Raw genomic sequence first — 15,023 nt, forward strand, 5'->3', positions numbered from 1 at the left:
GAAAACGATAATGAATCACAAAATGTTTTGCTTTCAGTGTGAGCAGACGGCTGGCTGCGCCGGTTGTACCGGAAAAGCCGGTGTCTGCGGCAAGACCGCCGATGTAGCGAAGCTTCAGGACGAGTTGACGGGCGCGCTCATTGGGCTGGCAAGAGCCACAGATGGCGATGCACCGGTCAACGCTGATACATGGCGGCTGATGATCGAGGGCCTGTTCACTACCGTCACCAATGTGAGCTTCAACGAAAAGACCATTCGGGAGCTGATCGATCGGGTACACGAGGAAAAGGCCCGCCTTGTTCCAGGCTGCTCCGGCTGCGGCTCCCGCTGCGGGTCAAACGATGATTATGACATGAATTTGCTCTGGAACGCGGAGGAGGATATTCGCAGCCTCAAATCCCTGATCCTCTTCGGCGTGCGCGGCATGGCGGCCTACGCCCATCACGCGATGATGCTGGGTTATGCCGACGAGGAAGTGAACCGCTTCTTCGCCAAGGCTCTTTTTGCCGTGGGCGAGGACTGGGATATGGATGCGCTGCTGCCCATCGTAATGGAGGTGGGCGAGAAAAACCTTAAGTGCATGGCGCTTCTGGATAAGGCCAACACCGAAAGCTACGGTACGCCCGCGCCTGCCACCGTCCCGCTGACGGTGGAGAAGGGACCGTTCATCGTCATCACAGGCCACGACCTCCACGATTTGAAGCTGCTGCTGGAGCAGACCGAGGGTAAAGGCGTCAACATCTACACCCACGGCGAAATGCTGCCCGCCCACGGTTATCCTGAACTGAAAAAATATGCCCATCTCAAGGGCAACTTCGGCACGGCGTGGCAGAATCAGCAAAGAGAATTTGCCGACATCCCCGCGCCGGTGCTGTTTACCACCAATTGCCTGATGCCGCCGAAAGCAAGCTACGCCGACCGCGTGTTCACCACGGCGGTGGTATCCTACCCGGAACTGACGCACATCGGCGAGGATAAGGACTTTACCCCTGTCATCGAAAAGGCATTGGAGCTTGGCGGCTACAACGAGGACAAGCCGTTCACCGGTATCAACGGCGGCGGCACGGTCATGACCGGCTTCGGTCATGGCGCGGTGCTTGGCGTGGCGGATCAGGTGATCGAGGCGGTAAAGAGCGGCGCGATCCGACACTTTTTCCTGGTCGGCGGCTGTGACGGTGCCCGCCCCGGACGAAACTATTACACCGAGTTTGTCAAGCAGACACCCGCCGACACCGTAGTGCTGACGTTGGCCTGCGGCAAATACCGCTTCAACGACCTTGACCTCGGGATCATTGGCGGCCTGCCTCGGCTCATGGATGTGGGCCAGTGCAATGATGCTTACGGAGCTGTCAAAATCGCGTTGGCGCTGGCGGAGGCGTTCGGCTGCGGCGTGAACGATTTGCCCTTGTCCATGGTTCTTTCCTGGTATGAGCAGAAGGCAGTGTGCATCCTGCTGACGCTGCTGCATCTGGGGATCAAGAATATTCGCCTTGGCCCCACGCTGCCGGCGTTCGTTTCGCCCAATGTGCTGAACTACCTTGTAGAGAATTTCGGCATTGCTCCCATCACCACGCCGGAAGAAGATTTGAAGCAGCTCCTTAAATAATGATGCCCATGGGGCGAACTCAAATCATATTTCTCGCTGTCCAATAGAAGTGAGTGGCTCTACCTGCGTAAATCGAATGCTGCGAATAAGAGAGGCGGCTGACGGACTCACTTACGGGCGTGTTAGCCCAAGGTGAAACGGGTCAGACCATTACTCTCTTATTCTCACAGCTTCGGCTTTGAGATGGAAAAAGACGCGGCTGGCGGCCGCGCCTTAAACCTTAATTATTATTGTAGGAGTTGTGTGAGAGGATATGAGTGCCAATACTTAATTTGAAAAACAGCAGATTTTTCACCTTTAGCGCTTTGAACGCATCTTTTCCATCAACGCAAGGCAAAACCCTTCCGATTTTCGGAAGGGTTTTTGCTTTATCCGGATATCGGCGTCTGCTGCCTATAATAATGGAATAGCGGTATTCCAAAACTTATTATTGACATATGCCGAAAACATGATAGACTATAAGTAATGTTATTGGCATATGCCAGAAATGATTCGGAGGAAATGGTTATGAAGATCGCAGTTACCTATGAAAACGGAGAGGTTTTCCAGCATTTTGGCCACACGGAGCAGTTTAAGCTGTACGAGGTATCCGGCGGCAAGCTGCTGCATACACAGGTGGTGGATACGAACGGCAGCGGTCACGGTGCGCTGGCCGGCCTGCTGGCACAGCTCGGTGTGGATACGCTGATCTGCGGCGGCATTGGCGGCGGCGCACAGGCAGCGCTTGCGGAGGCCAATATCCGTCTGATCGGCGGTGTGCAGGGCAATGCCGATGAGGCAGTGCAGGCTTTCCTGAACGGTACGCTGGCGTTTGATCCCAATGTGCACTGCACGCACCATGATCACGGCGAAGGCCATTCCTGCGGCAGCCACGGCTGCGGCGGTCACTGTCACGAATAATTCATGCCGAGACCGAGAAAGTGCCGCAGAATCTGCGGTCTGCCGACGTTCAGCGAGTTTTCCCCGCAGGAAAGTACGACAGAGTGCGTGCAAATGACGCTGGACGAATATGAAGCCATCCGTCTGATGGATCTGGAAAATCTGCAGCAGGAGCAGGCTGCCGCGCAGATGGGCGTGGCCCGCACAACGGTGCAGCTGATCTACAACAACGCCCGCCGCAAGCTGGCGGATTGCCTTGTAAACGGCAAACGGCTGGTGATCGAGGGCGGCGATGTTGCGCTGTGCGAACGGCATGCGCAGTGCCCCGGACGCGGACATTGCTGCCGTAGCGGCTGCCCGAAACATCAAAAATAAGTGCAGAAAACGAAAAACCGTTGCCAAAGCAACGGTTTTTTCGTTATTCTTCGTGATCGAGCACATAGCGGTACAGCGCGTTTTTCTTTACGCCGGTTTCGGCGGAAACTGCCTTGACTGCGTCCTTCTGGGTCTGGCCCTGCTCCATGCGGCGGCGGACCGCCTCGGCGGCAGAGGCAAGACGCTCGGCCTCATCCTGCTCGGTCTCCGGCTCGTCCGGCGCACCCTCGAGGATGAGCACGAACTCGCCGCGCGGCGCGTTGGCGTCAAAGTAGGCAACCGCCTCGTCGAGCGTCATGCGGAGCGTCTGCTCATGCAGCTTGGTCAGCTCGCGCGAGAGTGACAGCCGGCGGTCGCCGCCGAAGGCGTCGCGCAAGTCGCGCAGCGTTGCACACAGCTTGTGCGGTGCTTCGTAGAAGATCATCGTGCGTTTTTCACCCTGCAGAGTGTCCAAGTGCTCTCTGCGGGCCTTTTTGTTGACCGACAGAAAGCCTTCAAAGCACCAGCGTCCGGTCGGCAGACCGGATGCCGCCAGCGCGCAGACCGCCGCACAGCAGCCCGGAATCGGGATAACGGGCACATCGTGCTCGGCGCACAGCGCGACCAGATCCTCACCCGGATCGGAAACCGCAGGCGTGCCCGCATCGGTTACGAGCGCACAGGTCTCACCGGTGAGCAGCTTCTCCAAAACTGCTTCACCGCGTGCGCGGCGATTGTGTTCGTAGTACGAGATCATCGGCTTTTTGGGCAATTCGCAGGCGTTAAGCAGCTTTTGCGTCACGCGGGTGTCCTCTGCCGCGATGAAATCCACTGTGCTGAGAACCTCGCGTGCCCGCGGCGATAAATCACTCAGGTTGCCGATCGGCGTTGCGACTAAGTATAATGTAGACAATTCAATCCCTCCGGAATTTCTTAAATGGAGAATAGAGAATGGATAATTGAGAATGGAAAATGAAGGTGCGGCTAAATCATCGCGCATTGCGCGTCTCAGCGCAGCGCGGACGGGATTCGCGCAAGGATAGCGCTAATTCTCAATTCCGTAAATACGGAAATATTCATCACTCTCAATGATCAGTGGCGGCTCAACAACAAGTCCTTCCGCGCTGCCGCCTTTTCGGCACTCGACCATGACGACGCTTGGCGCCGTCTGCACGCTCTGGTGCACGAACCGCATTCTTTTCGGCACGAGCCGCACGCGCGAGAGCGCTTCGAGCAGCACCCACAGCCGCTCCGGCCGGAATACGAACGCGGCTTTACCGCCGGTATGCAGCACGAACGAGGCCGCAACCGCCAGTTCCTCGACCGAACAGGTGGCGTCCTGGCGAGCGGTGCGCTTTTCGGCGGTCGGCGCATTCGCGCCCGCGTTGCGGTCGAAATACGGCGGGTTGCAGATGACGTAATCCATACTGCCGTGCGGCAGCAGCGTACGCATCTGCCGCAGATCGCCCTGCAGAGCGGTTACGTTTTCCAGCTCGTTTGCTGTGATGGACTGACGGAACAGGTCGAGCGGGCCGTCCTGCAGTTCCAGTCCGGTGATCTTGAGGTCGGGCCGCCATACGAGCAGCGCCAGAGCGCCTGTGCCGCAGCCGAGGTCGAGCAGTTTGGCATTGCGTCTCGGCTTGGCGAACGCGCTGAGCAGCACGCTGTCCTGACCGAGCTTAAAAAAACGGTCGTCCTGTAATAATTGCAGTCCGTTAGGGAGCATTTCAGTGCTTTGCGCCATGATTTCTCTCTCCTTAGTAGGCTTTTTCTACCGCAGCCTGCAGCACCTGCGACGCAACCGTACCGGCAACCGACGAGCCGCCGCCGCCGTTCTCGACGAGAACGATGAAGGCATACGGCGTGGCCTCGTCGCGCAGGAAGCCGGTGAACCATGCGTTCGGTGACTTATCCGCGCCGACCTCGGCGGTGCCCGACTTGGCACAGATATCCATGCCCGGGAAACGATCCTGACCGTAGGTCTCGATGACGTTGTTGTGCATCATATCCGCAATGGTACCCGCGGTCTTTTCGTCGATCAGCTGCGCCGACTTATGCGGATAGTAAATGCCGGTCGGCAGGCCGTAATCTGTGGTGGATTTTTCGATCAGACGCGGCACGGCAGCCTTGCCGCCGTTGGCGATCGCGCCCATATACTGGAGCATGTTGATCGGACACAGGGTATCCTGACCCTGACCGACACCCGACCACGCCAGCTGATTGTCATTGCCCGAGAAATCAAACTTGCCGACCGAGGTCTGAATGCCGTCCACCTTGATGGACTTGGTAAGCCCGGCGGCATCCGCGTATTTCTGCATGGTTTCGCCGCCGAGTTCGACAGCCAACTGACCGAACACACCGTTGCACGAGTTGGCGAGCGCTTCCTCGATGTCCTGTTCGCCGTGAGCGTGCGGGCAGGTAACTTCTTCGCCACCGATGTTGACCGAGCCGGTGCACGTCCACTTGCGCTGGAACAGGTCGGGGATGTTCTCGATAGCGGCGTTGATGGTCACAACCTTGAAGATGGAGCCCGGAATCGAGTTTGCGGACAGCAGTCGGTTGACGTAAACGCCGTCCCATGCGGGATCATCCGCCGCAATATCCGGCGGATTGGCCGGATCAAACGTCGGTGTGGACACCATGCACAAAATTTCACCGGTTTTATAGTTATAAACGCCAACCGTTCCGTTCATTCCGTTCAAAGCCTGATAGGCGACATTGTTCAAATAGGCATCAATCGTCAGATACAGGCTGTTGCCGGTGCCGAGCGGAGAATATACGCCAGTGAGCAGATTGTAGCCAGACAGCTTATCCGCGAACGAGGTGAGCGCACCCGCGCCGATGTTGCCGTTTTTGTCGCCGACGGCGTGCAGTGTGGCGCGCCGGACGGCTGCGTCATCGTTGTAGATGCGGTTGCCGTCCTCGTCGAGCGTGGACAGCATATCGCCGTCCCGGTCGAGGATGGTGCCGCCTTTCAGCTGACCGGCGTTGTTATAGAGATGACGGTTGTACGGGTAGGAGGCCCAGTCGCCGCCGTCTACGACAAACCGGAAGCAGAAGAACGCCAGACCCAGACCGAGCAGCGCGGCAAGGATCAGACAGAAAATACTGCGTTTTTCGATTTTCCGCATGGTTACTCCTCCCCTCTAAGCTCGCGGCGGCTGGGCAGACGAACCGCGAACGACGCATTCTGTCGGGTGTCGGTCGCCTTCAAAAAGGCGAGCATGCCCCATGCCGACAGCATGGACGAACCGCCGTTGGATACGAACGGCAGCGTAACGCCGGTGAACGGCAGAATATCGACTGCACCGAATACATTCAGGCAGGTCTGGAACACCAGCAGACTGGTGGCCGCGCATGCGGCGATGGTGTAAAAGCTGGAGCGTCCGGCGCGGCAGGCGCGGACAGCGAACACCGCCAGCGTAATGATGCAAAGAATGGTCAGTACGGCGATGACGAGACCCCATTCCTCACACAGCATACCGAACACGATGTCGGTATCCGCGGCAGGGAGATTCGAGAGCCAGCCCTTGCCTGCGCCTACGCCGATCATGCCGCCGGAGGCGGCTGCGGTCAGCGTATGCGTCTGCTGGAAGCCCTTGTCGTACACGTCCTCCCAGATATGTCCCCAGGAAGCGAAGCGAGCGGCAACGTGCGGCTTGATGGTCAGCATGACCATGCCGGCGCCGAAGCAGCCGGCGCACACAAGGCCGATGGTGGCGAAATCGCCCGAACGCAGGTACGCGATGACAAGGAACGTCACGAAGAACACAAGTGCGGTGCCGAAGTCGTTCTGCAGCGCGAGACAGCCGCCGCAGATGGCGGTCAGGCCGATGAACATCCACAGGTTGCGCTTGTTGAACAGGCGGTCGAGCGTTGCTGCACCGGCGAAAATATAGCAGATTTTCGCAATTTCCGAGGTCTGCAGAGACAGAGGACCGAGACGCAGCCATGCCTTCGCGCCGCCTTGCGACGAGCCGATCAGCAGTGTAATAGCCAGCAGTCCGACTGCCGTTGCGCTCATAAACCAGCGCACCTTCTGCGCCCGGGTCAGGTCGCGCAGGAAGAAGCCGAGCACGATAAAGATGGCAAGACCCATCAAAATTGCAATCAACTGCTTGGGCAGCTCGGCCGGCACGGTCGAGCCGGTGACGGCAAGTGACAGCGTACATAGGAAGAACGCTATCGTCTCCATTTCAAAGCCGATGCGGCGGAACAGGCGCATGACGATGAAATACGCCCAGCAGATTACCGTAAAGACAAAAAAGGTGAGCGGAATGGTGGTGGTCGCCTTGTCGCCCTGCGCGATAATGAGCTGCAGACCGGTGAGGATCTGGAACAGCGTCAGCAGTACGAGCGAACCCCACATGCCGGCAGGCTTGCCCTCAATGCGGCGTTCGACCATCTGTGTGCGCTTCTCCTCAGCGGTAATGGGCTCCATGATAGCGGGAATACCCGCAAAGGTGACCGTGTCGCCGTCTTCGACGAGCGCATACTCGTCCACCGGCAGGTCGTTTACCTTGATGCCGCCCTTGGAACCGAGGTCGTATATCGTCCAGCTGCCGTCATCCTCGCGGATGAGCGCGGCGTGCTGACGCGATACCGATGGATATTCCAGCTGCACATCGCAGCTGGGGGCGCGTCCGATGATGTTCTCCCAGTGGGTGATGGGCAGGCGGGCGCCGTTGCGCAGCACCAGATAGCCCCAGACCTCATCCGGGTGCTTGACCTTCCACAGCGAGCGGATCGCACCGACAAGGATCATCAGCGCCAGCAGCGGGAACACAAAGCGCACAACGGTCGTGTACCACGCCCCGATGAGCGGTTTTTCCGCCAGCAGAGCCGTCAGCCTGTCGAGAAGCTGCTGCAAAGCATCATTCATGTAAAGTTCCTCCTTTCGAGGGATGCTGTTGATTACTTGGATTTACCAATAATACTACCAGTATAGCCTATCTATTATAGCATAGGTTGTCAAGAAATTCGCCGTTTTTCACAAACTTTCACGAATATCTTGATTGACATTGACAGAATGTTGTCACGGTGTTACACTGAATCCATAAACTACATACGCGACAAACGAAGTTTGCAGGAAAAAGCCGCGCGGGCAACTGCCCATGGCTTGCCGAAGGAGCAAAACTCTCAGGTGTCCGGTTTTCCGGATGAGGACTGTAAATGGATGTGGCTCTGGAGAACGTTCCTCAAGGGGACTGCCGAAGGTGCAACGCGCGCAAAAGGGTTTGCGTGCCAATCTCTCAGGCAAAAGGACAGAGATGAACCTGTTTTTATAGACGTTAGGATATAAAAATAAGTTCCGCGGAACCACAGCAAATGTTTTCTCACGGTGCAGGGTGTACCGTCTGTTTGCTGTCTTTCCGTTTCTTTGGAGCCGTAACCCGATGTTGATTGGGTTCGGCTTTTTTGTTTGCCGCAAAACAAAGAAGGGGTATGTAAAATGACAATGGAAGTATTGGCAGACTGGGTAAGCAAGGTCAGCAACGTCGTATGGAACGGCCTGCTGCTGTACCTGCTGGTTGGCACCGGCATCGTGTTTACCATCCGCACGCGCTTCGTTCAGGTGCGTAAGTTCGGCGCAGGCTGGAAGCATCTGTTCGGCCATTTCTCGCTCAACGGTGAGAAGGCGGGCAAGGACGGCATGAGTCCGTTCCAGGCGCTTACCACCGCAATCGCGGCGCAGGTCGGCACTGGCAACATTGCAGGCGCGGCTACCGCACTGTATTCCGGCGGCCCGGGTGCGATTTTCTGGATGTGGCTGAGTGCGTTCTTCGGCATGTCCACCATCTACGGCGAGGCGGTTCTCGCGCAGAAGTACAAGACCACGGACGACAAGGGCCACGTTACCGGCGGTCCGATCTACTACATCCGCGCACGCTTTACCGGTAAATTCGGCAAGTTCCTCGCCGGCTTCTTCTCGGTTGCAATTATTTTCGCGCTGGGCTTCACCGGCAACATGGTACAGGCAAACTCGATCAGCGTAGCGTTCAACACCGCGTTCGGCGCACCGATGATCGTTGTCGGCATCATCTGCGCGATCATTGCAGCGTTTATCTTCCTCGGCGGCGTTGGCCGTATCGCGGCTGTTACCGAGAAGGTCGTTCCGATCATGGCGCTGTTCTACATGGCTGGCTGCGTTGTTATCCTGTGCATCAACCACGCGGCAATCATTCCGGCGTTCAAGTCCATCTTTGTTGCAGCATTTGACCCGCAGGCTATCCTCGGCGGCGCTGCAGGCATCACGGTTCGTCAGGCAATGCGCTACGGCGTTGCACGCGGTCTGTTCTCGAACGAGGCCGGCATGGGCTCCACCCCGCACGCACATGCGCTCGCAAAGGTAAAACGTCCGCAGGATCAGGGCGAGATCGCGATCGTTTCCGTATTCATCGACACCTTTGTTGTACTGACGCTGACCGCTATGGTCATCCTGACCTCGGGTATGCTCAATCCGGGCGCACCGGACGGTCTGCAGGGCACCGAGCTGGCACAGGCAGCCTTCAAGGCTTCCCTCGGCTCGGCAGGCATGATCTTTGTTGCGATCTGCATGCTGTTCTTTGCGTTCTCTACCATCATCGGCTGGTATTTCTTCGGTGAGCAGAACGTAAAGGCGCTGTTCGGCAGCAAGGCAGTCAAGGTATATGCCGCTATCGTTGTTGTCTGCATCGTGATCGGCTCTGCACTGCATGTTGATCTGGTCTGGAACCTGTCCGACCTGTTCAACGGCCTGATGGTATTCCCGAACCTGATCGCGCTGCTGGCGCTGTCCGGTCTGGTTGCCAAAGCGGCCCACGATAAGGACATTATGAAGTAAGCTATGACCTGTCGCGGAACGACACGGTTTGTGCAGGAATCGGCTCTATACAGTATTATTTGATAGAAAATGCACCGCAGTTTTGCGGTGCATTTTTCAGTCTGTCAAAAACAGCATTCCGACTCTTGTACTTCGTGCGGCAGCACGCATAAAATAGAATTTGCGGAGCAAATTCATAAATTCCGAGAGCATGTATCTCGGAATTTATACAAGGGAAGAAAAAATGTGCCTGCAAGGCGCGATTTTTCTTCGAAATTCGATCGAAAGCGTGGTTTCGATCGAGAGGCTGCTCGGAAAACGTTAGTTTTTCGACGGCCTCAAAATGCACCGCAGTTCTGCGGTGCATTTTTTGCAGACACCGAAAAAACACTGGTTTTCGCGTTCTCAGTACCGTATAATAGGGGAGTACCGCGGGAACATTTTCATATTCCACCCGTTCAGGATATAAGGCAACACCGCATAATTAAAGCTGCGGCGCTTTGCGGAAATTTTACGCTCTGATGTCGTTGCGGATTTTTGCAATACACAAAGTATTGCTGCAAACCCGCGCCTAATCAGAACGCAAAATTTACTCGCAAATCGCTCTTGTTCAATGATGCGGTATTGCCTAAAAAGGAGAATTTCACATGAAAAAACGTACATTTTTGCTTTTTGGCCTGTTGGCGATGCTGGTTCTGACCGCCTGCGGCGGCAAATCGGGCGCGCAGACCTCGACGGATGATGCCGCCGACACGAGCGATAACTCGCAGCAGACGACTGCTGAGGAGACCGCACAGCCCATCGGTCAGCACCATGCACAAATCACCATCAAGGACCACGGCACGATTGACATCGAGCTGGACGGCGATGCAGCGCCTATCTCAGTTCAGAATTTTATGGACCTTGCAAACGACGGCTTTTATGACGGACTGACCTTTCACCGCATTATTACCGGCTTTATGATGCAGGGTGGCGACCCGCTGGGCAACGGCACCGGCGGCTCGGAGAACACCATCAAGGGCGAGTTTTCGGATAACGGTGTGGAGAACAAGCTGTCGCACACGCGCGGTGCGGTTTCGATGGCACGCTCAAGCAATCCGGACAGCGCATCCTCGCAGTTCTTCATCGTTCAGCAGGACAGCACCTATCTCGACGGCCAGTACGCCTGCTTCGGCTATGTGACCAAGGGCATGGATGTTGTGGATGAAATCTGCGATAATACGCCGGTCGAGGACGATAACGGCACGGTTAAGACGGAAAATCAGCCGGTTATTGAGAGCATTAAGATTATCGACTGACTGTGCAAAGCGTAAAGAGTTGAGGGTGAAGATTGGAGAGTAAGTTTCGGTTTTCCTCTTAACATAATAAGGCACCCCCTCTGTCAGACAGTATGATATACGGTCTGACAGAGGGGGTGCAGTTCAATCCCGGACTGTATACAGGACTCGGGATGTTTTTTTACTTCGCTGTTAATATTTCAGATGCCGTTCCGAAGGATTTCATCTTTTCGGTAAACTGGAATTTACCGAGATAACACCACTTTTTCAGTCGGCCAGGATTTTCTGAGTGCCGCATAGGAAACCAGAAAGTTGGCAAGCCAGCCTGCCGGCACGGCAAGCCAGACAAATGCAATACCAAAGCGCGGAGCACAGATCAACGCCACAGACAGGCGAATCGCAAGGTTTACCATATTGGCAATGAGAAACGGCCGCATGATTCCGAGTCCGCGAAGAACTCCGTCGGTTGCCATTTTGATACCCATAAAGATAAAGAAGCAACCAAGCCATCTCATATAATCCCCGGACACCTGATAAGCCAGGGCGGTTCCGTCTTTTCCAAGGAACAGCGAGGAAATCTGCGTGTGCAGCGTTTCAATAACAAGAAAGGCAAGAATAGCAAAACATACATCCAGCACCAATGCTGCGCGGTAGCCTTTTTTGATGCGCTGGGTTTTGTTTGCGCCAAGGTTCTGGGAAACATACGGCGAAACTGCATTGCCGATGGACACAAAAATCAGAGAAAAGACGTTCTCCACCCGCATCGTTGCCGCGTATCCCGCGAGCGCCTGTGTGCCGAAGGGATTTACCACCGCCTGTACGATCATCATACCGATGGATACGGTAGACTGCTGAAGAACCGATGGAACAGCAATCTGAAGCATCGAACGCAGCTCCTGCCCGTCAAACCAGACAAAGCTGCTCTTATACCGCCGCATCCGATAAAAGAAAATCAAAAGTGAAAACACAGCCGAAATGCCCTGCGCAATCAGCGTTGCAAGCGCCGCACCGAACACGCCAAGTCCCAGACCGGCTACCATCCAAAGATCCAGCACAATATTCAGGATTGATGAAAAGATCAGCAGTCCCAACGGAATTTTTGATTCACCGATGGAAGTGAACATGGTAGAAAGAATATTGTACATGAACAAAAACGGAAAACCTACGAAATAGACCCGCAAGTACAGTACTGCCTCCTTCAGAATATCGGCAGGGGTCTGTAATCCGCTCATCATCGCATGGGAAAAGCAAAAGCCAAAGACACCAAGGATGATACTCAGAAGTAAAAAGCTGATCAGGGAGGTAGATACAATGGTTTTCATTTTGCCATACTCTCTGGCGCCGAAATAACGGCTTACGAGCACGCCTGCACCGACACCGGCACCCAGCGCCACACAAATGAAAACATTGGTCAGGGCAGCGCAGGCGCCGACCGCTGCAAGAGCGGAGGAGCCGACAAACTGACCGACGATAATGGAGTCAGCCATATTATATACCTGCTGAAAAAAGCTGCCGAGAATCATCGGCATGGCAAAAACCGTCAGCGCTTTCAGGGGCGCATCGGTAATCAAATATTCATCTTTTGACATGATCATTTTCCTCCACAATTTCCGGCTTTTTATCAGAAAGTACGAGCATAGCAGGTGCGATCAGTACAATGATTAGATCTGTAATCGAAAGCACCGCAGGGATTTCTTCAAACAAGAAAAAGCCAAATACCATTGCTGCAGCCGGTTCACAGGAACACAGAATGGATGCCTTTCCCGCCTCCATATAATCCGGTGTTGCCTTAAGGAATCCGCTTTGTCCGTTTTGACCTTGCGGATAGGACCGCCGTGTACCGGTCGGTTCGCACGGTGGTGTGCGAGGTCGGCTTTCTATGCAGGAGAACCTCCTGCCCGATTGGCTATATCAAACCGGACAGCACGGCTGTCATCCAATCCGATAATACCTTTTCATAAAATCCAGAAAGTGAATAGCCTGCTCGGACATACGCCGTATGGACGGATACACAATGTACAGCCGGCGCAGGAACGCTGACTGTCCGAGGGGGAACAGCAGCAGCCGTCCCTGCTGTGCATCGGTCTGCACAGTTGCGCGCGACAAAATGGAAATGCCCATGCCCAGTGCGATGCACCGCTTGAGCGCTGCCGCGTCATCCATGACGGCGATGACATTCAGTTCATCGAGTGACAGACCGTGATTCTGGAGGAAATACAGTGTTTCCTGCTTGGTGCCCGAGTTGTCCTCGCGCAGCAGGAACGGTTCGCGCAGGAGCGCTGTCAGCGGGTCCGGCTGGCTTTGATAGGCACGGAAATGCGGTGTGTTCGGTGCGGCGATTACCAGCTCGTCCGAGGTGACCGGCAGAAATTCGCAGTTGGCCTCTGCGGTCTTTGTGCCGACCAGACCGATATCGCAGGTGCTGTCTGCGACCTTGTTTATCACATCCAGACTGTCCGAGCAGCTGGTGCGGAACCGGATCTCCGGGGCCTTCTCGTGGTACGCTGCCAGCAGCTCGGGCAGCAGATACAGCGACGGCACGGACGATACGCCGATATGCAGCATGGTTTCCTGCTCGTTGGACAGCTCCAGAATGGCTTTGTGCCGCAAATCGAGGATTTCTGCGGCATAATTATACAGCGTCTGACCGGCCGGTGTCACCGAGAGCGTTTTTGTCGTGCGCTTGAGCAGCTGCGTGTGCAGCTCCTTTTCCAGATTGCAGATGTGCGCGCTGACGGTCGGCTGCGACAGGTACAGCTTCTGTGCAGCAAGTGAAAAACTGCGGTACTTTACGGTATAAACATAGGCTTCCAGCTGACGAATATCCATAGCGGCATTCCTTTCGTTTTCTCCATTATAGCTGCATTTATAGATTATATCAATAGATTCAATCAAATTATCAATAGAATCGATTTCACATTGAAAACACCGCATGATATACTGAATACAGCATAAAATTCCCTCATTTCACAAAAAAGGAGAAAATCATGAAACTGTTTGACAAGACATGGAAGCTGGCAGTGTCCGGTGCGGTGATCGGACTGCTGGTCATGCTTCTGGCAATTTACGGCAACCCTGCCAACATGGCGATCTGCGTTGCCTGCTTCATCCGCGATACAGCGGGTGCGCTCAAGCTGCATACAGCGGCTCCGGTGCAGTATTTCCGCCCGGAGGTCGTCGGCTTTGTCTGCGGCTCGTTCCTGCTGGCGCTGCTGACCAAGGAGTATAAGTCCACCGCCGGTTCTTCGCCGATGGTGCGTTTTATTCTGGGCGCTGCGATGATGATCGGCGCCCTCGTATTCCTCGGCTGTCCGCTCCGCATGGTACTTCGCATGGCCGCCGGTGACTTGAATGCGTGGGTCGCGCTTATCGGCTTTGCAGGCGGTGTGGCGACCGGCTCGTTCTTCCTCAGGAAGGGTTTCTCGCTTGGCCGTGCGTATGAGGCCAAGCCGGTCGGCGGTGCCGTTCTGCCGGTTCTGCTGGCGGCGCTGCTCGTAATCGGCGTAGCGATCGGCGCTTACGCGGTCAGCGCCGAAGGCCCGGGCAGCAAGCATGCGCCGATCATCCTTTCTCTGGTCGTTGCGCTCATCATCGGTGCGCTCTCACAGAAGAGCCGTATGTGCTTTGCGGGCAGCATCCGCGACATCATTCTGATGAAGAATTTCGACCTGATCAGCATTATCGCGGCTCTGTTTGCAGTGATGGCAGTCTACAATGCGGCAACCGGCAGCTTCCACCTCGGTTTTTCCGGTCAGCCGATCGCGCATTCCCAGCACCTGTGGAACATTCTTGGTATGTATGTTGTAGGCTTTGCGGCTGTGCTGGCTGGCGGCTGCCCGCTGCGTCAGCTCATTCTGGCAGGTCAGGGCTCGTCTGACAGCGCGGTCACCTTCCTCGGTATGCTGCTCGGCGCGGCATTTGCGCATAACTTCGGTCTGGTCGGCGCGGCTGCCAAGGCGGCAACCGAAACCGAGCCTGCAGTCGCAGGCGGTCCGGCGGCAGCCGGCAAAATCGCCGTGATCGTCTGCATTATCGTGCTGTTTGTCATTGCGGGCACCAATCTGCGCCGCAAAAAGACGGCAAAGTAAGTCGGAAAAGGAGAATG

Annotated in this window: 13 protein-coding genes and 1 riboswitch; of the genes, 6 read left to right on the forward strand and 7 right to left on the reverse strand. The window is 55.7% G+C overall.

What is annotated here, in order from left to right; translation table 11 throughout:
• Nucleotides 1-10: 10 nt before the first annotated feature.
• The 3 genes from hcp (at nucleotide 11) to DWZ82_RS07435 (ending at nucleotide 2,860) form a co-directional block, all read left to right on the forward strand.
• A complete protein-coding gene (gene hcp, locus DWZ82_RS07425) occupies nucleotides 11-1,606 on the forward strand; it encodes a hydroxylamine reductase (protein ID WP_199667421.1) in 1,596 nt (531 codons plus the stop codon).
• Between the two features lie 507 nt (nucleotides 1,607-2,113).
• Nucleotides 2,114-2,506 (forward strand): NifB/NifX family molybdenum-iron cluster-binding protein, encoded by a 393-nt coding sequence (locus tag DWZ82_RS07430; protein ID WP_116705315.1) that lies wholly within the window; start codon nucleotides 2,114-2,116, stop codon nucleotides 2,504-2,506.
• Between the two features lie 3 nt (nucleotides 2,507-2,509).
• The gene (locus DWZ82_RS07435; RefSeq protein ID WP_110435631.1) at nucleotides 2,510-2,860 is read left to right on the forward strand and encodes a DUF134 domain-containing protein; all 351 of its coding nucleotides are present in this window, start codon (nucleotides 2,510-2,512) and stop codon (nucleotides 2,858-2,860) included.
• Between the two features lie 43 nt (nucleotides 2,861-2,903).
• Here the strand turns inward: DWZ82_RS07435 and rsmI are convergent, their stop codons facing one another.
• From rsmI to DWZ82_RS07455, 4 genes are all read right to left on the reverse strand, one after another.
• On the reverse strand, nucleotides 2,904-3,752 hold the full coding sequence (rsmI, locus tag DWZ82_RS07440; protein WP_243022079.1) for a 16S rRNA (cytidine(1402)-2'-O)-methyltransferase: 849 nt from the start codon (nucleotides 3,750-3,752) through the stop codon (nucleotides 2,904-2,906).
• A 132-nt stretch (nucleotides 3,753-3,884) separates the two neighbouring features.
• Nucleotides 3,885-4,583 (reverse strand): tRNA1(Val) (adenine(37)-N6)-methyltransferase, encoded by a 699-nt coding sequence (locus DWZ82_RS07445; RefSeq protein ID WP_118479849.1) that lies wholly within the window; start codon nucleotides 4,581-4,583, stop codon nucleotides 3,885-3,887.
• 13 nt (nucleotides 4,584-4,596) lie between these two features.
• Nucleotides 4,597-5,970 (reverse strand): penicillin-binding transpeptidase domain-containing protein, encoded by a 1,374-nt coding sequence (locus tag DWZ82_RS07450; RefSeq protein WP_118479851.1) that lies wholly within the window; start codon nucleotides 5,968-5,970, stop codon nucleotides 4,597-4,599.
• A 2-nt stretch (nucleotides 5,971-5,972) separates the two neighbouring features.
• The gene (locus DWZ82_RS07455; protein WP_118479853.1) at nucleotides 5,973-7,721 is read right to left on the reverse strand and encodes an FtsW/RodA/SpoVE family cell cycle protein; all 1,749 of its coding nucleotides are present in this window, start codon (nucleotides 7,719-7,721) and stop codon (nucleotides 5,973-5,975) included.
• Between the two features lie 292 nt (nucleotides 7,722-8,013).
• A riboswitch (glycine riboswitch) is annotated at nucleotides 8,014-8,117 on the forward strand.
• Nucleotides 8,118-8,297: 180 nt separating this feature from the next.
• Here DWZ82_RS07455 and DWZ82_RS07460 point away from each other — a divergent pair.
• Nucleotides 8,298-9,662 (forward strand): alanine/glycine:cation symporter family protein, encoded by a 1,365-nt coding sequence (locus DWZ82_RS07460; RefSeq protein WP_118479964.1) that lies wholly within the window; start codon nucleotides 8,298-8,300, stop codon nucleotides 9,660-9,662.
• Between the two features lie 626 nt (nucleotides 9,663-10,288).
• Nucleotides 10,289-10,939, forward strand: a complete 651-nt coding sequence (locus DWZ82_RS07465; protein ID WP_118360591.1) for a peptidylprolyl isomerase — start codon at nucleotides 10,289-10,291, stop codon at nucleotides 10,937-10,939.
• 224 nt (nucleotides 10,940-11,163) lie between these two features.
• On the opposite strand, the gene DWZ82_RS07470 is transcribed toward DWZ82_RS07465, so the two are convergent.
• The 3 genes from DWZ82_RS07470 to DWZ82_RS07480 all read right to left on the reverse strand — a co-directional run bounded on the left by DWZ82_RS07470 (nucleotide 11,164) and on the right by DWZ82_RS07480 (nucleotide 13,747).
• Nucleotides 11,164-12,513 carry an MATE family efflux transporter gene (locus tag DWZ82_RS07470; RefSeq protein WP_442861221.1) on the reverse strand — a complete coding sequence of 450 codons (1,350 nt, stop codon included), beginning with the start codon at nucleotides 12,511-12,513 and terminating at the stop codon, nucleotides 11,164-11,166.
• Nucleotides 12,494-12,691: a hypothetical protein gene (locus DWZ82_RS15460; protein ID WP_207663670.1), complete on the reverse strand. Its 198-nt coding sequence runs from the start codon at nucleotides 12,689-12,691 to the stop codon at nucleotides 12,494-12,496. Before DWZ82_RS15460 ends, DWZ82_RS07470 begins: the two co-directional genes overlap by 20 nt.
• Nucleotides 12,692-12,850: 159 nt before the next feature.
• Complete coding sequence (locus DWZ82_RS07480) at nucleotides 12,851-13,747, reverse strand: selenium metabolism-associated LysR family transcriptional regulator (protein ID WP_158575128.1); 897 nt, start codon at nucleotides 13,745-13,747, stop codon at nucleotides 12,851-12,853.
• A gap of 158 nt (nucleotides 13,748-13,905) precedes the next feature.
• Here DWZ82_RS07480 and yedE point away from each other — a divergent pair, with 158 nt between their 5' ends.
• On the forward strand, nucleotides 13,906-15,006 hold the full coding sequence (gene yedE / locus DWZ82_RS07485; RefSeq protein WP_118479859.1) for a YedE family putative selenium transporter: 1,101 nt from the start codon (nucleotides 13,906-13,908) through the stop codon (nucleotides 15,004-15,006).
• The last annotated feature ends 17 nt before the right edge of the window (nucleotides 15,007-15,023 follow it).

This window comes from Butyricicoccus sp. AF35-5AC (assembly GCF_003477715.1).
GTDB classification, from domain to species: Bacteria; Bacillota; Clostridia; order Oscillospirales; family Butyricicoccaceae; genus Agathobaculum; species Agathobaculum butyriciproducens.

What these genes read in the sequence shown, in the direction of transcription:
- DWZ82_RS07460 (WP_118479964.1), top strand. Translation starts at nt 8,298, where the DNA reads ATGGAAGTATTGGCAGACTGGGTAAGCAAGGTCAGCAACGTCGTATGG.
- DWZ82_RS07435 (WP_110435631.1), top strand. Translation starts at nt 2,510, where the DNA reads ATGCCGAGACCGAGAAAGTGCCGCAGAATCTGCGGTCTGCCGACGTTC.
- DWZ82_RS07455 (WP_118479853.1), bottom strand. Translation starts at nt 7,721, where the DNA reads ATGAATGATGCTTTGCAGCAGCTTCTCGACAGGCTGACGGCTCTGCTG.
- DWZ82_RS07470 (WP_442861221.1), bottom strand. Translation starts at nt 12,513, where the DNA reads ATGATCATGTCAAAAGATGAATATTTGATTACCGATGCGCCCCTGAAA.
- DWZ82_RS07430 (WP_116705315.1), top strand. Translation starts at nt 2,114, where the DNA reads ATGAAGATCGCAGTTACCTATGAAAACGGAGAGGTTTTCCAGCATTTT.
- DWZ82_RS15460 (WP_207663670.1), bottom strand. Translation starts at nt 12,691, where the DNA reads ATGGAGGCGGGAAAGGCATCCATTCTGTGTTCCTGTGAACCGGCTGCA.
- DWZ82_RS07450 (WP_118479851.1), bottom strand. Translation starts at nt 5,970, where the DNA reads ATGCGGAAAATCGAAAAACGCAGTATTTTCTGTCTGATCCTTGCCGCG.
- hcp (WP_199667421.1), top strand. Translation starts at nt 11, where the DNA reads ATGAATCACAAAATGTTTTGCTTTCAGTGTGAGCAGACGGCTGGCTGC.
- DWZ82_RS07445 (WP_118479849.1), bottom strand. Translation starts at nt 4,583, where the DNA reads ATGGCGCAAAGCACTGAAATGCTCCCTAACGGACTGCAATTATTACAG.
- DWZ82_RS07480 (WP_158575128.1), bottom strand. Translation starts at nt 13,747, where the DNA reads ATGGATATTCGTCAGCTGGAAGCCTATGTTTATACCGTAAAGTACCGC.
- yedE (WP_118479859.1), top strand. Translation starts at nt 13,906, where the DNA reads ATGAAACTGTTTGACAAGACATGGAAGCTGGCAGTGTCCGGTGCGGTG.
- DWZ82_RS07465 (WP_118360591.1), top strand. Translation starts at nt 10,289, where the DNA reads ATGAAAAAACGTACATTTTTGCTTTTTGGCCTGTTGGCGATGCTGGTT.